This is a genomic window from Bradyrhizobium sp. CCBAU 45394 (assembly GCF_028128655.1).
GTDB classification, from domain to species: Bacteria; Pseudomonadota; Alphaproteobacteria; order Rhizobiales; family Xanthobacteraceae; genus Bradyrhizobium; species Bradyrhizobium diazoefficiens.
Genome location: NZ_LBIX01000167.1, coordinates 55,367 through 69,373, shown reverse-complemented (window position 1 = coordinate 69,373; position 14,007 = coordinate 55,367). Strand labels below are relative to the sequence as shown.

Annotated in this window: 17 protein-coding genes; 9 read left to right on the top strand and 8 right to left on the bottom strand. The window is 66.8% G+C overall.

Annotation, left to right across the window (positions count from 1 at the left end; genetic code table 11):
* Positions 1-128: 128 nt before the first annotated feature.
* The 3 genes from WN73_RS24330 to WN73_RS24320 all read left to right on the top strand — a co-directional run bounded on the left by WN73_RS24330 (position 129) and on the right by WN73_RS24320 (position 901).
* Complete coding sequence (locus WN73_RS24330; protein ID WP_028174683.1) at positions 129-365, top strand: hypothetical protein; 237 nt, start codon at positions 129-131, stop codon at positions 363-365.
* Positions 366-487: 122 nt separating this feature from the next.
* Positions 488-694: a hypothetical protein gene (locus WN73_RS24325; RefSeq protein WP_271555183.1), complete on the top strand. Its 207-nt coding sequence runs from the start codon at positions 488-490 to the stop codon at positions 692-694.
* Between the two features lie 21 nt (positions 695-715).
* Positions 716-901, top strand: coding sequence for a hypothetical protein (locus WN73_RS24320; protein WP_236842135.1), 186 nt, complete (start codon positions 716-718; stop codon positions 899-901).
* 92 nt (positions 902-993) lie between these two features.
* On the opposite strand, the gene uvrB is transcribed toward WN73_RS24320, so the two are convergent.
* From uvrB to WN73_RS24300, 4 genes are all read right to left on the bottom strand, one after another.
* Positions 994-3,954 (bottom strand): excinuclease ABC subunit UvrB, encoded by a 2,961-nt coding sequence (gene uvrB / locus WN73_RS24315; RefSeq protein WP_271555179.1) that lies wholly within the window; start codon positions 3,952-3,954, stop codon positions 994-996.
* A gap of 93 nt (positions 3,955-4,047) precedes the next feature.
* The gene (locus tag WN73_RS24310) at positions 4,048-4,278 is read right to left on the bottom strand and encodes a hypothetical protein (protein ID WP_060910467.1); all 231 of its coding nucleotides are present in this window, start codon (positions 4,276-4,278) and stop codon (positions 4,048-4,050) included.
* A 30-nt stretch (positions 4,279-4,308) separates the two neighbouring features.
* The gene (locus WN73_RS24305; protein ID WP_028174685.1) at positions 4,309-4,533 is read right to left on the bottom strand and encodes a hypothetical protein; all 225 of its coding nucleotides are present in this window, start codon (positions 4,531-4,533) and stop codon (positions 4,309-4,311) included.
* Between the two features lie 137 nt (positions 4,534-4,670).
* Positions 4,671-5,588 (bottom strand): LysR substrate-binding domain-containing protein, encoded by a 918-nt coding sequence (locus tag WN73_RS24300; protein WP_028174686.1) that lies wholly within the window; start codon positions 5,586-5,588, stop codon positions 4,671-4,673.
* A gap of 305 nt (positions 5,589-5,893) precedes the next feature.
* On the opposite strand from WN73_RS24300, the gene WN73_RS24295 reads away from it, so the two are divergent.
* The 3 genes from WN73_RS24295 (at position 5,894) to WN73_RS24285 (ending at position 7,702) form a co-directional block, all read left to right on the top strand.
* Positions 5,894-6,673 carry a sulfite exporter TauE/SafE family protein gene (locus WN73_RS24295; RefSeq protein WP_271555175.1) on the top strand — a complete coding sequence of 260 codons (780 nt, stop codon included), beginning with the start codon at positions 5,894-5,896 and terminating at the stop codon, positions 6,671-6,673.
* A complete protein-coding gene (locus WN73_RS24290) occupies positions 6,670-6,900 on the top strand; it encodes a hypothetical protein (protein WP_011090162.1) in 231 nt (76 codons plus the stop codon). The genes WN73_RS24295 and WN73_RS24290 overlap by 4 nt, the downstream gene beginning before the upstream one ends.
* 103 nt (positions 6,901-7,003) lie before the next feature.
* Positions 7,004-7,702 carry a glutathione S-transferase family protein gene (locus WN73_RS24285; RefSeq protein WP_271555172.1) on the top strand — a complete coding sequence of 233 codons (699 nt, stop codon included), beginning with the start codon at positions 7,004-7,006 and terminating at the stop codon, positions 7,700-7,702.
* Between the two features lie 123 nt (positions 7,703-7,825).
* On the opposite strand, the gene WN73_RS24280 is transcribed toward WN73_RS24285, so the two are convergent.
* The gene (locus tag WN73_RS24280; protein WP_053815149.1) at positions 7,826-8,035 is read right to left on the bottom strand and encodes a cysteine-rich CWC family protein; all 210 of its coding nucleotides are present in this window, start codon (positions 8,033-8,035) and stop codon (positions 7,826-7,828) included.
* Between the two features lie 114 nt (positions 8,036-8,149).
* Here WN73_RS24280 and WN73_RS24275 point away from each other — a divergent pair, with 114 nt between their 5' ends.
* The 3 genes from WN73_RS24275 (at position 8,150) to WN73_RS24265 (ending at position 11,402) form a co-directional block, all read left to right on the top strand.
* Entirely contained in the window at positions 8,150-9,712 is a 1,563-nt protein-coding gene (locus WN73_RS24275) for a DUF1800 domain-containing protein (RefSeq protein WP_271555168.1), read from the top strand.
* A gap of 2 nt (positions 9,713-9,714) precedes the next feature.
* Positions 9,715-10,932: a DUF1501 domain-containing protein gene (locus tag WN73_RS24270; protein ID WP_161536690.1), complete on the top strand. Its 1,218-nt coding sequence runs from the start codon at positions 9,715-9,717 to the stop codon at positions 10,930-10,932.
* 146 nt (positions 10,933-11,078) lie between these two features.
* Positions 11,079-11,402 carry an antibiotic biosynthesis monooxygenase family protein gene (locus WN73_RS24265; protein ID WP_008544592.1) on the top strand — a complete coding sequence of 108 codons (324 nt, stop codon included), beginning with the start codon at positions 11,079-11,081 and terminating at the stop codon, positions 11,400-11,402.
* A 16-nt stretch (positions 11,403-11,418) separates the two neighbouring features.
* On the opposite strand, the gene WN73_RS24260 is transcribed toward WN73_RS24265, so the two are convergent.
* The 3 genes from WN73_RS24260 to WN73_RS24250 form a co-directional block, all read right to left on the bottom strand.
* On the bottom strand, positions 11,419-12,360 hold the full coding sequence (locus tag WN73_RS24260) for an aldo/keto reductase (RefSeq protein ID WP_161536689.1): 942 nt from the start codon (positions 12,358-12,360) through the stop codon (positions 11,419-11,421).
* A gap of 251 nt (positions 12,361-12,611) precedes the next feature.
* Complete coding sequence (locus WN73_RS24255; RefSeq protein ID WP_027548413.1) at positions 12,612-13,067, bottom strand: GNAT family N-acetyltransferase; 456 nt, start codon at positions 13,065-13,067, stop codon at positions 12,612-12,614.
* A gap of 72 nt (positions 13,068-13,139) precedes the next feature.
* On the bottom strand, positions 13,140-13,943 hold the full coding sequence (locus WN73_RS24250; RefSeq protein WP_271555161.1) for a PAS-domain containing protein: 804 nt from the start codon (positions 13,941-13,943) through the stop codon (positions 13,140-13,142).
* Positions 13,944-14,007 lie beyond the last annotated feature (64 nt).

Sequence of the window (14,007 nt, the reverse complement as noted above, 5' to 3'; positions counted from 1 at the left end):
CTGCATTGGGCTGCATGGCGCGCGAGGCGCGTGGACCAATGCGCAATGCCGGGGCCGCGCAGGCGCGTGGAACCGCGATGCGCCCGCGCCCGTTGAGACGCCGACACCGCATCCGGAGACATCGATCCATGAAATCCCCGCTTCTCGCCGTCGCTGCCGCGCTTCTCGTGCTCGGCGCAACCTCCACCGCCAACGCCAAGGGCTGCATCAAGGGCGCCGTCGTCGGCGGCGTCGCCGGCCACTATGCCGGCCACCACGGCGTCCTCGGGGCCGCCGCCGGCTGCCTCTACGGCCGGCACCACGCCAAGGAACAGGAAAGGCAGCGGCAACAGCAGGGCCAGGTGAACGGGCAGGGGAAGCTGTAGCTCCCTGTCATTCCGGGGCGCGCCACTTGGCACGAACCCGGAATCCATCTCGCCTCTTGTTCCGGCGCCAAAAAGGCGCGTGACCCAACTCACATCACCCGTGCGGCATCGCGACTAACGTCATGCCCATGTCACCAGGGAGACGTGCCATAGCCGCCACGATCGCCGCGAGAAAGTCCCGCCTCCACAACGCGCTCGAAGGCCTCGCGCTGACCGCGACCCTCCAGTGCTTCCCGACCTTCGCCACGGCCGCGATGCTGCTCAAGCTGCTCGGTAACCACGACCGCGTCGGCGACCCCGGCGTCGCCATCTTCGTCGCAATCGCCTAGCTCGCCCACGCGCTGCTCGCGGTGGCCCTGGGCCCGAGCTTCCCCGCCGTCTTCAAGACCGTCTACGAACCGAAATTCTTCGAAGCCCATTTGTCGCTCGGCGACAAGATCACCGCCTGGCGCACCCAGCCGGTCGCCTCGCTCCAGCTCGTGACCATCGTGCTGCTGCTGTCGGTAATGGCCGTGGTGACGGCGAGCGTGGGGTGAGGGAGCATATCTCTCCCTCGTCATTCCGGGGCGCGACGAAGTCGCGAGCCCGGAATCCATAACCACGAACAACGCGGATGACCCCGCGCCCCTTACCTCTTCTTCCACCCGCCGCGATGCCCCGGCGCGCCGCCGCTGGAGCGCGGGGTGGGGCCGAACTCCGGTCCTGACTGTCGCGAGTCCGTCGGCTGGATGATCCGGCTCGTGCTGCCGAACGGCTTTGCGGGCAGGCTCGGCTTCTCGCGGTAGGGCAGCGATTCCGGGCCGTGCATCTCGTCGAGATGCGGCTTGTGCACCTTCGAGCCGCTGCCGCCGCCGCTGGCCTTCAGCGCGGAGCTCACGGTTTTCCTCTTCATCGCGCTGACGGGCAGGTTCGCCGCGTCGCCGTACTTCTTGGTGCCGGCATAGGCGCCGGCCTTGCCCTGGACGGTGCGCTGCTTGGCGGTGGGGTCGTCGACCACCGCGAGCTCGGTGGCGCGCAGGCGCTTGACTTCGTCGCGCAGGCGCGCGGCTTCCTCGAAGTTCAAATCGGCCGCGGCCTCGCGCATGCGGGTTTCGAGATCGGCGAGCACGGCTTCGAAATTGTGTCCGATCGAGATGACGTCGTCGGTCATGTCGTGGCCGCCGACCTCGACCAGCACGTGGTCGCGCTCGTAGACGGAATTGAGGATGTCGCCGATCTGCTTCTTCACGCTCTCCGGCGTGATGCCGTTGGCGGTGTTGTACTCGACCTGCTTCTCCCGGCGGCGGTTGGTCTCCGCGATGGCGCGCTCCATCGAGCCGGTCATCTGGTCGGCATAGAGTATCACCTTGCCGTCGACGTTGCGCGCGGCGCGGCCGATGGTCTGGATCAAGGACGTTTCGCTGCGCAAAAAGCCTTCCTTGTCGGCGTCGAGAATCGCGACCAGCGCGCATTCGGGAATGTCGAGGCCTTCACGCAGGAGGTTGATGCCGACCAGCACGTCGAAGGCGCCGAGCCGGAGATCCCGGATGATCTCGATGCGCTCGATGGTGTCGATATCCGAGTGCATGTAGCGGACGCGAATACCCTGCTCGTGCAGATATTCGGTGAGATCCTCCGCCATGCGCTTGGTCAGCACCGTGATCAGCGAGCGATAGCCGGCCTGCGCGGTGGCGCGGACTTCGCCGACGAGATCGTCGACCTGGGTGCGGGCGGGGCGAATGTTGACCGGAGGATCAATAAGTCCGGTCGGGCGAATGACCTGCTCGACGAACACGCCGCCGCTCTCGTTCAGCTCCCAGCCGCTCGGCGTCGCCGACACCGCGATGGTCTGCGGCCGCATCATGTCCCATTCCTCGAAGCGGAGCGGGCGGTTGTCCATGCAGGAGGGCAGGCGGAAACCGTATTCGGCGAGCGTCGCCTTGCGGCGGAAGTCGCCTTTGAACATGGCGCCGATCTGGGGGACGGTGACGTGGCTTTCGTCGGCGAACACCAGCGCGTTGTCGGGCACGTATTCGAACAGCGTCGGCGGCGGCTCGCCGGGCAGGCGTCCGGTGAGATAGCGCGAATAGTTCTCGATGCCGGCGCAGCTTCCGGTCGCCTCCATCATCTCGAGGTCGAAGGTGGTGCGCTGCTCCAGCCGCTGCGCTTCCAAAAGGCGGCCCTGGTCGTGCAGCTGATCGAGCCGCTGCTTCAATTCCGATTTGATCGACTTGATCGCCTGCACCAGCGTCGGGCGCGGCGTCACATAGTGCGAGTTGGCGTACATCTTGATGAATTCGAGCTCGTCCTGCTTGTGGCCGGTGAGCGGATCGAACTCCTCGATGGTCTCGATGGTGTCGCCGAACAGGTTCACGCGCCAGGCGCGGTCCTCATAGTGCGCCGGGAAGATGTCGATGACGTCGCCTCTGACCCGGAAGGTGCCGCGGGTGAAATCGGCCTGGGTGCGCTTGTACTGGAGCGCGACGAGGTCGGCGATCAGCTGGCGCTGGTCGATGCGCTCGCCCTTCTTCAGCGCGAAGGTCATCGCGGTGTAGGTCTCGACCGAGCCGATACCGTAGATGCAGGACACCGAGGCGACGATGATGACGTCGTCGCGTTCGAGCAGCGCGCGCGTCGCCGAGTGGCGCATGCGGTCGATCTGCTCGTTGATCGAGGAGTCCTTCTCGATATAGGTGTCGGTGCGCGGGACGTACGCTTCCGGCTGGTAGTAGTCGTAATACGAGACGAAATATTCGACCGCGTTGTCGGGGAAGAAGTTCTTGAACTCGCCATAGAGCTGGGCGGCCAGCGTCTTGTTCGGCGCCAGGATGATGGCGGGGCGCTGCGTCGCCTCGATTACCTTGGCCATGGTGTAGGTCTTGCCGCTTCCGGTGACGCCGAGCAGCACTTGGCTGCGGTCGTTGCGCTGGATGCCCTCGACCAGCTCGGCGATCGCGGTCGGCTGGTCGCCGCGCGGTTCGTAGTGCGACTTGATCTCGAAGCGCACGCCACCTTCGGACTTTTCCGGGCGCGGCGGCCGATGCGGGGTCCATACCTTCGTGGAGCCGTCGTCCTTGCGGAACTCCGGCCGGCCCTCGCGGATCAGCGACTCCAGCGCATCCGCGGTCGCCTTGACGCCGAGCGCCTCCATTTTGCTGCGCGGCGGACGCGCCAGCGCCTCGGCATCGTCCTCCTCGGTGGGCAGGCCGAGCTGCCGCGCCAGTTCCGGATCGAGCGTCGGGATCGTGGCCGCGGTGCCGTAATTGGCCTGCGGCGCCTCGTCGAGTCCGACCCCACCCTTTCCCTCCCCCGCACGCGGGGGAGGGTTGGGAGGGGGAGGAAAGTCCTTCGGCGTCGAGGCACGCGCGCGATGCGCGGCGGCCTCGCCCCCGGCGCGGCGGTCGCGCGAATTGTCCGGCGGCGGCTGGAGGCCGGTGCCCGATCCAAGCCCGGCATCGCCGCGGTTGATGGCGGGATTGAGCAGCTCGGCCAGCGCCGGCCCGATCGGCTGCACGTCAGGGCGGTGCGCCTTCGAGTTCGGGGCCTTGGACGGAGCCTTGGACTTGGGGGATTTGCCGGATTTTTCGGAGGATGCAGGTTTCTTCGCCATGAGGCGAATATGGGACGAGTCCGCCCCTCAGGAAAGGGCGAATGCCCGTCCGTGCGCAGGCTGCTGACAGCAGGTTGGCAGCAGGCCGAAACGTCACGCCGCCGGCAGCGGGCCCTCGTTGTCCTCGGCCGTCCCATGCGGCTTGAGGATGTCGAGGTGGATCCCGCCGCAATCGGTGCAGCGCATGGTCCAGTACTCGCACCCGGCGCGGCCGCCGATCACGCGGAGCACCGTGAGATCGCCGTCGCATTCGGGACAATTCGACAGGACGGCGCGGTTGTAGATCCGAGGCCGCGCTCCGTCGTCGAATTCGGTGATTGACATGACCGGTTCCCCTTCGCCGTCCCTGACCGATTATTCGTCGTCGCTGTCGGCCCGCCGGCGGAAGCGATCGATGTGGTGCTTGGCATCGGCAATCGCGGCGTCGCGATCGGGCCAGGCGAAGCCGACCTCCATGGCCGGAAACAGCACGCCGTCGATGGCAACCAGGCTGAAATCGGCGCGCCGGATGCGGGCGTGCCACAGCCCCTTGCCAGCTTCGAAGGATTCGATGTCAAAGCCGTCATAGATGGTCGTCATTGGTAGTCCCCGGAGTGTCTTGGTCGAGTCTGTTGCTCGAGCGCCTTGTTGGAGGGTCAGGGGACCACGTTTGCGGATTTCAGGATGTGAAGCGGTTCACATGCGACGGGGTTTTTTGCCCGCGGAACCGCTGAATTTCAGTTCCGCGCGGTGGTGCGGCCGGTGCGCCTCGCCGGACGGGCGGCGGGTTCCGACGCTGCCCGCATGATCCAGCGGCGGAACGCTGCAAAGTCGCGCTGCTCGGTCTGGAAGCTGCGATAGACCAGATACCAGCGCATGCCCTTGGGCACCGAGAGGTCGAACGGCGCTACCAGGCGCCCGGCGGCGAGATCGTCGTCGATGTAGGGCCGGATGCCCATGGCGATGCCGAGCCCGTCGGCGGCGGCCTGGAGCGCCTGGCCGTAAAACTGGAATTCCGGCCCGCGCGCATTGATGCGCGCGAGGTTGGCGGCCTTCAGCCAGATCGGCCAGTCCTCGGCCGAATGTGCGACGCGGATCAGGCTGGGTCCCCTGAGATCGGCCGGACGCTTCAGGCTCGCGGCGAGACGGGGCACGCAGACCGGCGTGAGGTCGCCGGCGAACAGCGGCTCGGCGACCAGCCCGGGCCAGTCGCCGGTGCCGAGCTTGATGCCGCAGCTCCAGTCCTCGCCGAACGGCACCGACGCGCCGCCGGTGGTGAAGCGCACCTCGATGTCGGGCTCCTCGTTGCGAAACTCCGACAGGCGCGGGATCAGCCAGCGCATCGCAAAGGTGTGGCCGACGCCGATGGTGAGCACGCGGACGCTGGAGGGGGCCGTCACCTGCGCGGTCAGGCTGGCGAGCGCATCGAAGATCGGCGTCAGCCCGCTCTGATAGGCGCGTCCCGCCTGCGTCAGCACCAGCCGGTTGGCCTTGCGCTCGAACAGCGCGACGCCGAGCCGCTCCTCCAGCAGATGCACCATGCGGCTGACCGCGGCCGCCGACACGTTGAGCTCGACGCCCGCCGCAGCAAAGCTGCCGGTCCGCGCCGCCGCCTCGAATGCCTTGATGCCGTTGAGAAAGAGCAGCCGCCGCAAATGACCGACCCTCAGGAAAGCTGATGCCAGGGCAAGATAACTCAGTTTGCGCGAGGGGAGCAAGCGAGGCAGAAATATCAGCGTAATCCACGCTGATTTTGTTGAGCGGGAGGCTGCTTCTTCGCCTCTCCCCGCCTGCGGGGAGAGGCCGGAATTTGCGACAGCAAATTCCGGGTGAGGGGGAGTCTCCGCGAGTCCAACTGCCACCTCCCTTGTGGAGGCTCCCCCTCATCCCACCCTCTCCCCGCAAGCGGGGCGAGGGAGAGCGCACAGTCTGCGTCCCTCACTTGCCACGGAGACCCCGCGTGACGCCCATGATGATCGCTGCCCTTGGATTGCTGATGGTCGCCACCGCGTTCCTGTCGGGGCTGTTCGGCATGGCGGGCGGGCTGATCCTGATCGGCGTGCTGCTGGCCCTGATGCCGCTGCCGACCGCGATGGTGCTGCATGCGATCACGCAGATGGCCTCGAACGGCTGGCGTGCGTTCCTGTGGCGGGCGCATATCCGCTGGCGGCCGGTCGCGAACTATATGGTCGGCGCGACCATCGCGCTCGCGGCCTGGTCGCTCACCCGCTACGTGCCTGACAAGCCGATGGCGCTGCTGCTGCTCGGCATCACCCCGTTCATGGCGCGGCTGCTGCCGACGAACATCAAGCCGGACCCTGATAGGCTCTGGCAGGGCACCGTCTATGGCACGATCTGCATGGGCTTGATGCTGATGACCGGCGTGTCGGGGCCGCTGCTCGACACCTTCTTCCTCGGCGGCGATTTCGGCCGGCGCGAGAAGGTGGCGACGAAGGCGATGTGCCAGCTCGTCAGCCACTTCACCAAGCTGATCTATTTCGGCGGCATCATCGACCAGGCCGCGAGCCTCGATCCCGTGCTCGCCGGCGTCGCGATCGCAGCATCCATGCTCGGCACCACGCTCGCGCGCCGCATTCTCGAAGCCATGACCGACCAGCAATTCATCGTCTGGTCGAACAAGCTGATCACCACCATCGCCTGCTACTACGTCGCCTATGGCGGCTGGCTCCTGGTTCGCACCCCGGTGCTGGCGGCCTTCGACAAGGGAGGTTTGCAATGAGCGAGACTGCCGATCCGCTGGTGCTGGACTTCGTCGAATGGGTCGCGCGCGAGCCGCGCGCCTATGCCGAGGTGATTTCGACCTGGAAGACCTCGTGCCCGCGCCTCACCATCTGGGAAGACGCCGCCGACCGCGGCTACGTCGCGCGCGAGACGGTTGCAGGCCTCGGGCTGGTGATCGCGGTGACGGAGGACGGCGAGAGGTTCTTGCGCACGCACGGGCGGTGAGGTCTCCACATCATCATTGCGAGCGCCAGCGAAGCAATCCAGAATGTCTCCGCGGCGGCAGTCTGGATTGCTTCGCTGCGTTCGCGATGACGGAGCACCGGCCATGTCGCTCAAACTGTTCGAACTCGTCGGCACCGACGCCTCGCGTCCCTTCAGCCCGTATTGCTGGCGCACGCGGATGGCGCTGGCGCACAAGGGGCTGGCGGCGGAATCACTGCCCTGGCGCTTCACCGAGAAGAGCGCGATCGCGCCGCACGGCTCGGAGAAGGTCCCGGTGCTCCTGCATGATGACAAGCCCGTCGTCGATTCCTGGACGATCGCGAACTATCTCGAAGACAGGTTTCCGGATCGCCCGTCGCTGTTCGGCGGCGAGGGCGGCCGCGCAATGGCGCGCATGATCAACGCCTTCGGCGACATCGCCATCGTCGGCGGCATCTTTCCGCTGATCATCGCCGACATCGCGAAGAATCTCGCCGACGTCGATGCCGCCTATTTCCGCCAATCGCGCGAGGCGCGCTTTGGCGGCAAGACGCTGGAAGAGATCATGGCCAGCCGCGATGCCGGCGTGGTCGCCTTCCGCAAATCGTTGGAGATGATGCGGCAAACGTTGAAGAAGCAGCCCTTCATCGGCGGCGGCGCGCCGAACTATGCCGACTACATCGTGTTCGGCGGTTTTCAGTGGGCGCGCGTGACGAGCCCGTTCAAGCTGCTGGAGGCGGATGATCCGGTCTACGCCTGGCGCGAGAAGCTGCTCGATGCGTTCGACGGCATGGCGCGGACCTCGCCGGGGCATGCGGTGTAAGTTTTGTCGCTTCGTAGGGTGAGCAAAGGCGCAAAGCGCCGTGCCCACCATCTCCCCACACGCGCAATGAAAATGGTGGGCACGCTTCGCTTTGCCCACCCTACGATACTGCCGTAGCCCGGATTACGCTTGCGCTCCATCCGGGCTACGCGCCGCCGCCTTGCGCAGACAGTCCCGGCACAAACAGTCCTCGCCCTTGACCGGCATCGGCAGTCGCGCGGTTTCCTCCGCGCACCAGCAGGTGCCTGAGAGGTCGCAGCCGAACTCGGTGCCGCAGCGGGAGCAGGTGAGACGGCGCGGTTCCTGCATTGAGGATTCTTTCGGAATTGTCATGATTTGCGCAAAAGCTGTGCCGTCATTTTCATGTCGGGTTCATCTCCCGCCGCGGTATATTATCCGCCGCGCACAGACCAGGAAAGCGGTTGGCAATCCGCGAAGGACAAATCGATGGCCCGCGATTCGCAAGCCGCCCTCGTCGCGCTCAACCGCTTCGGCTTCGGCGCCCGCGGCGGGGCATCCGGCGATCTGATCAACGCGGCGTCCGATCCGCGCGGCTTCGTGAAGGCGGAACTGGCGCGCCCCAACGGCGTGCTGCTGGAAGCGCCCGGCCTGCTATCGACGCCGCAACTCGGCCAGGCCGTGTTCGCCTATCAGGACCAGGTCAAGCAGGCGCGCGAGGCCGCCGCCAAGGCCGGAACGCCGCCCGAAGCGCCGCCACTGCAGGCGCCGGCTGATCAGAAGCCCGGGCCGCGCCGCAATCTCTCGCTGAACACGGCTGCGACCGAGATCGCCGGCCAGATGGCCGAAGCCAAGCCGGCCGACACTGCGGCGAAGCCCGAGACCATGCAGCCGAACATGGCTGCACCGCCGGCCGCAAAACCTGCACCGCAGCCGCTCAACGTGATCCAGAAAACCTTTCGTGCCGAAGCGCTGGCGCGCTTGCAGCGTGCCACGCTGGTCGAGTGCGGCTTCACCGAGCGGCTGGTCGTGTTCTGGTCCAACCATTTCTGCATCTCCGCGAGCAAGGGCGAGCTGGCGCGAATCTGGGCCGGCGCGTTCGAGCGCGAGGCGATCCGGCCGCACGTGCTTGGGCGCTTCGCCGACATGCTCAAGGCGGCCGAGCAGCATCCGGCCATGCTGTTCTTCCTCGACAACCAGCAATCGCTCGGGCCGGACTCGCGCGCGGGTCAAAGCCGCAAGCGCGGGCTCAACGAAAATCTCGCGCGCGAAATCATGGAGCTGCATACGCTCGGCGTCGGCGGCGGCTACTCGCAGGAGGACGTCACCTCGCTCGCGCGCATCATCACGGGCTGGACCTTTGCCGGAAGGCAAGGCGGGCTCGGTACACCCGGCTCCTTCGCCTTCAACGTCAACGCGCACCAGCCGGGGCCGCAAGTGCTGCTCGGCAAGACCTACGAGCCGACGGGGCTGGCGCAGGGCGAGGCGGCGCTCGCCGACATCGCCCGGCATCCGTCGACCGCGAATTTCATCGCGACCAAGCTCGTCCGTCATTTTGTCGCCGACGATCCGCCTCAGGCATTGGTCGCGCGCCTGCGCGACGTCTTCGTCAAGACCGACGGTGATCTCAAGGCCATGGCGACCGCGTTGGTCGATTCTGACGAGGCCTGGAAGGCGCCGCTGACCAAGATGCGCAGCCCTTACGATTTCCTGGTCGCGAGCGGCCGGCTGCTCGCGCGCGTGCCGGAGGATCCCGGCGCCTATCTGAACGGTCTCAATCTGCTCGGCCAGCCGCTGTGGTCGCCGTCCGGTCCCAACGGTTTCCCGGACACCGTTGCGGCCTGGGCCGCGCCCGAAGGCATGAAGCTGCGGCTCGACATCGCCGCGCAGATGGGCGCGCGGCTCGGCAACAACATCGACCCGCTCGACCTGCTGGAATTCGCAGCGGCAGACGCGGCGTCGATCGAAACGCGGCGGACCATCGAGCGCGCGGAATCGCGCCAGCAGGCGCTGGCGCTGCTGCTGATGTCGCCGGAAATGCAGAGGAGATGATGATGATCGACTGCGTCGAGAACCGGCTCCTCACCTCGCGCCGCGGCCTCCTGCTCGGCGGGGCCTCCTTCGCGGCCTGGGCCTATTTGCCGAAATTCGCGCGCGCGGCCGACGGTCGCGATCCCCGGCTGATCGTGGTGATCCTGCGCGGTGCGCTCGACGGGCTCTCGACCGTCGCGCCGGTCGGCGACCCCGATTATGCCGGCCTGCACGGGTCGATCGCGCTCGCGTCGGACGGCGCGCATCCCGCGATCATGCTCGATTCCTTCTTCGCGCTGCATCCGGCAATGCCGGAATTCGCGCGCATGTATCGCGACATGCATGCCGCGGTGATCCACGCGGTGGCGACGCCCTACCGCGACCGTTCGCATTTCGACGGCCAGGACGTGCTCGAAAGCGGCTATGCCGGCCCCGGCCGGGTGCAGTCCGGCTGGCTCAACCGCGCGCTGGAAGCGCTGCCGCGCGGCGAGCGCGTGTCGAGCGGCCTTGCCGTCGGGCCGACCACGCCGCTGGTGCTGCGCGGCAATGCGCCCACCGTCGGCTGGGCGCCGGTGGCGCTGCCGCAGGCCGACGACGACACCGCGATGCGGCTCGTCGATCTCTACCGTCACCGCGATCCCGCGTTGGCGATGGCCCTCTCGCAGGGCCTCCAGTTGGAGAAGGCCGCAAGCGGCGACGACATGAAGCCGAAGGGCGGCAATCAGGTCGCGCAGATGCGCCAGGTCGCGCGCGGCGCAGCCAAGCTGATGGCGGCCGACGACGGCCCGCGCATCGCCGCGCTCGCCTTCGACGGCTGGGATACGCACGCCAATGAAGGCGGCCCGGTCGGGCGCCTCGCCTTCCTGCTCGGCGGGCTCGACGGCGCGCTCGCCGAATTCGAGAACGGCCTCGGCGAGCGCTGGCGCGATACCGTCGTCGTCGTCGCCACCGAATTCGGCCGCACCGCGCGCATCAACGGCACCGACGGCACCGATCACGGCACCGCCACCGTCGCGCTGCTCGCCGGCGGCGCGGTGAAGGGTGGCCGCGTCATCTCCGACTGGCCGGGCCTCAAGCCCGCCAACCTCTATGAGGCCCGCGACCTCAAGCCCACCACGGACTTGCGCTCCGTGATCAAGGGCGTGCTGCAAGGCCAGTTCGGCCTGTCCGATCGCGTGCTGGCCGAGACGGTGTTCCCGGACAGCGCAAGCGCAAGGCCGATGAAGGGATTGGTGGCCTAATCCACAAACGCCGTCATTCCGGGGTGCGCCTCTTGGCGCGAGCCCGGAATCCATACTCCCGATCGGGGCTATGGATTCCGGGCCTGCGCCTTGCGGCGCATCCCGGAATGACGAGATAATCGCCTGAGCATCAGGAGAGACCACCCATGTACATCGCCATGAACCGCTTCCGCGTCGCCAAGGGCTCCGAGGCCGCCTTCGAGCAGGTCTGGCTCTCGCGCGACACGCATCTGGACAAGGTGCCGGGCTTCGTCGAATTCCATCTGCTGCGCGGCCCCGAGCTCGAGGACCACACGCTGTATGCCTCGCACACCGTGTGGGCGAACCACGCGGCGTTCGAGGCGTGGACCAAGTCGGAGGCTTTTCGGGCCGCGCATCACAAGGCCGGCGACAACAAGCCGCTTTATCTTGGCCATCCGCAATTCGAAGGCTTCGAAGTGATGCAGACGGTGGGGCGCGGCGCGAAATAGCGCCGCGCTTCAAACGTCAGCCCAGGGTGATCGTGTCGATCTCGGCAAGATCATCAGTGCTGAGCTTCCACGCGATCGCCTTGACGTTTTCCTCGATCTGCTCGACGCGGGTGGCGCCGGCGATCACGCTCGACACCTGCGGGCGCGCGGCGAGCCAGGAGAAGGCAAGCTCGAGCATGCTGTGGCCGCGCGCCTTGGCGAAGGCCTGGAGCTTCTCGACGATGTCCTCGTTGCGCGGAGTGACGTAGCGGTCGCGCAGCCGCGGCACCTTGCCGAAGCGGGTGTCGTCAGGCGCGCTCTCGCCCTTCCGGTACTTTCCGGTCAGGAGTCCGCTGGCGAGCGGGAAGAACGGCAACAGGCCGAGCTTGTATTCCGTTGCTGCCGGCAGCAAGTCCTTCTCGATGTCGCGCACCACCAGGGAATATTCGTCCTGGCAGGAGACGAAGCGGCTGACATTCATCGCGCGTGCGACGTACTCGGCCTCGGCGATCCGCCAGGCCGGAAAGTTCGAATTGCCGATGTAGCGGACCTTGCCCTGCCGGACGAGATCGTCGAGCGCGCGCAAGCTCTCCTCGATCGGCGTCAGCGGGTCATAGTCGTGCTGCTGGTAGAGATCAATGTAGTCGGTCTTCAGCCGCTTCAGGCTCGCTTCCACGGCGGCCATGATGTAGCGGCGCGAGGCGCCCTGCTTGGTTCCGTCCTCCGCCATCGGCTTGGAATATTTCGTCGCCAGCACGATGTCCTTGCGGCGATCGCCCAGGACAGTGCCGAGCACGTTTTCCGAGCCGCCCATGTTCGAATAGATGTCGGCGGTGTCGAACAGCGTGATGCCGAGGTCGAGCGCGCGATGGATCACCTTGCGCGAGGTCTCGAGGTCGGTGCGCTGGCCGAAATTGTTGCAGCCGAGCCCGACCGCAGACACGCGAAGGCCGGAGGCGCCGAGATTGCGAATTTCCATGGGAGATCCTGTGAGACGAGCAGCGGCGCATTGTGACCGCGGTGCACCGCGCCAGCAAGCTGCTCGCCGCGCTGCTGCCATGCCGGCAGAGCGGACAAAAAAATGCGGCCCCTGTCAGACGCGGCGACTGACGGGGACCGCTTTGGGGCGCTTGATCGGTGACGGGGGGCCTGATCAGACGCAGGTGGAGCCTAGTCCCGCTATGTAACGCGTAGGTGACAGCGGGAGTTATCCACAGGCTGCGCGCGGGATTAGAACAGCTTGCGATAGACGATGAAGCCGGACCGCTCCGCGACCTTGTCGTACAGGCGCTGCGCCGTGACGTTGGTCTCGTGCGTCTGCCAGTAGACCCGCGGCGATCCCGCCAGTTTCGCCCGCTCGTACACGCCATGGATCAGCGCCGAGGCGACGCCCTTGCCGCGCGCGGCCTCCAGCGTGAACAGATCCTGCAAATAGCATGACGGCTCGATCGCGGTGGTGCTGCGATGGAACAGGTAGTGCGTCAGCCCGAGCAGCCGGCCGTCGCTTTCGGCGACCAGCGCATGCACGGGTTCATAGGCATCGAAGAAGCGCTGCCACGTCATCCGCGTGATCTCGGGCGCGAGCGCGGTCGGGCCCGAGCGGCCGTAGAAGGCGTTGTAGCCGTCCCACAGCGGCAGCCATTGATCGTAGTCCTGCTTGGTGACGGAGCGAACCGTGAGCGACATCTGGAAATTCCGCGATCGATGAAGCAACCTTCATACGTGATGAAGGGCGCGTCGATCAATCGTGCTGTGACGCTATTCAGCGGCGCGCAGGTGCCGGATCAGCCTGCGGCCGGTGGGGTCACGCAGCGAACGGTAATAGTCGGCGCGCGAGGGCGCATCGGTGTGGCGCACGAGGTCGGTTACCGGGGTGTAGCTCAGCATGCGCCCACCATCGGGCAGCGCGGCGCAGACGAAGCGCAGCACCTCGCCACTGCGCAAGGCGATGTTGATCGGCGTGGCATCGCCGATGCGCACCATCTCCATGCGCTGCGCGATGAAGGTGGCGAGCTCGTCCTCCGGCAGCTCGAACGCGCCGGTGTCGCGGCCGTGATACATCAGCGCGACGAAGGGCGGTTTGCCGTCGGCGATGTCGTCCGGCACCGCAAAATAATCGCGGAACGCGCGGTTGATGAATTCGGCGCGCGTCTCGGCATCCAGCAGCACGATGCCGATATCGACCTGGTCGAGCGCGGCCGACAGCCGCGCGGCGGTGGCGTGGCTCTGGCGCTCGGCGGCAAAGGTGCCGAGCAGCCGCTCGCGCATCAGGCCGGTGATCGCGGCAGTGCCGGCGGTCGTCACCGCGAGGAGGCCGAGCTGCACCAGATCCGCGGTCGCCAAGGGCATTGCGCGGTGGAGGAACAGGAGCAGCACCGTGCCGGTCACGGCGAGGGCTGCGCTGGTGATGGCGGAGGCGAAACCCGACAGCGCGCCCGCGAGCGCCACGATGCAGACGAGCAGCGGTGCGGGCGAGGGGATGGCGCGATCGAAAAGGATCGCCAGCAGCAGGGTCGCCGCTGTCAGCACCGGACCACAGATCGCACGCCATCCGTATCGCATGGGCCTGTCTCGTTCCTCCCTGAACGAGGTAAGGCGGCAACAGTGACTGATGGTTGCACCGGTG

Coding starts and splice junctions, on each gene's coding strand:
- WN73_RS24330 (WP_028174683.1), top strand. CDS start 129: ATGAAATCCCCGCTTCTCGCCGTCGCTGCCGCGCTTCTCGTGCTCGGC.
- WN73_RS24325 (WP_271555183.1), top strand. CDS start 488: ATGCCCATGTCACCAGGGAGACGTGCCATAGCCGCCACGATCGCCGCG.
- uvrB (WP_271555179.1), bottom strand. CDS start 3,954: ATGGCGAAGAAACCTGCATCCTCCGAAAAATCCGGCAAATCCCCCAAG.
- WN73_RS24310 (WP_060910467.1), bottom strand. CDS start 4,278: ATGTCAATCACCGAATTCGACGACGGAGCGCGGCCTCGGATCTACAAC.
- WN73_RS24305 (WP_028174685.1), bottom strand. CDS start 4,533: ATGACGACCATCTATGACGGCTTTGACATCGAATCCTTCGAAGCTGGC.
- WN73_RS24290 (WP_011090162.1), top strand. CDS start 6,670: ATGAGCGAGACTGCCGATCCGCTGGTGCTGGACTTCGTCGAATGGGTC.
- WN73_RS24285 (WP_271555172.1), top strand. CDS start 7,004: ATGTCGCTCAAACTGTTCGAACTCGTCGGCACCGACGCCTCGCGTCCC.
- WN73_RS24280 (WP_053815149.1), bottom strand. CDS start 8,035: ATGACAATTCCGAAAGAATCCTCAATGCAGGAACCGCGCCGTCTCACC.
- WN73_RS24275 (WP_271555168.1), top strand. CDS start 8,150: ATGGCCCGCGATTCGCAAGCCGCCCTCGTCGCGCTCAACCGCTTCGGC.
- WN73_RS24270 (WP_161536690.1), top strand. CDS start 9,715: ATGATCGACTGCGTCGAGAACCGGCTCCTCACCTCGCGCCGCGGCCTC.
- WN73_RS24265 (WP_008544592.1), top strand. CDS start 11,079: ATGTACATCGCCATGAACCGCTTCCGCGTCGCCAAGGGCTCCGAGGCC.
- WN73_RS24260 (WP_161536689.1), bottom strand. CDS start 12,360: ATGGAAATTCGCAATCTCGGCGCCTCCGGCCTTCGCGTGTCTGCGGTC.
- WN73_RS24255 (WP_027548413.1), bottom strand. CDS start 13,067: ATGTCGCTCACGGTTCGCTCCGTCACCAAGCAGGACTACGATCAATGG.
- WN73_RS24250 (WP_271555161.1), bottom strand. CDS start 13,943: ATGCGATACGGATGGCGTGCGATCTGTGGTCCGGTGCTGACAGCGGCG.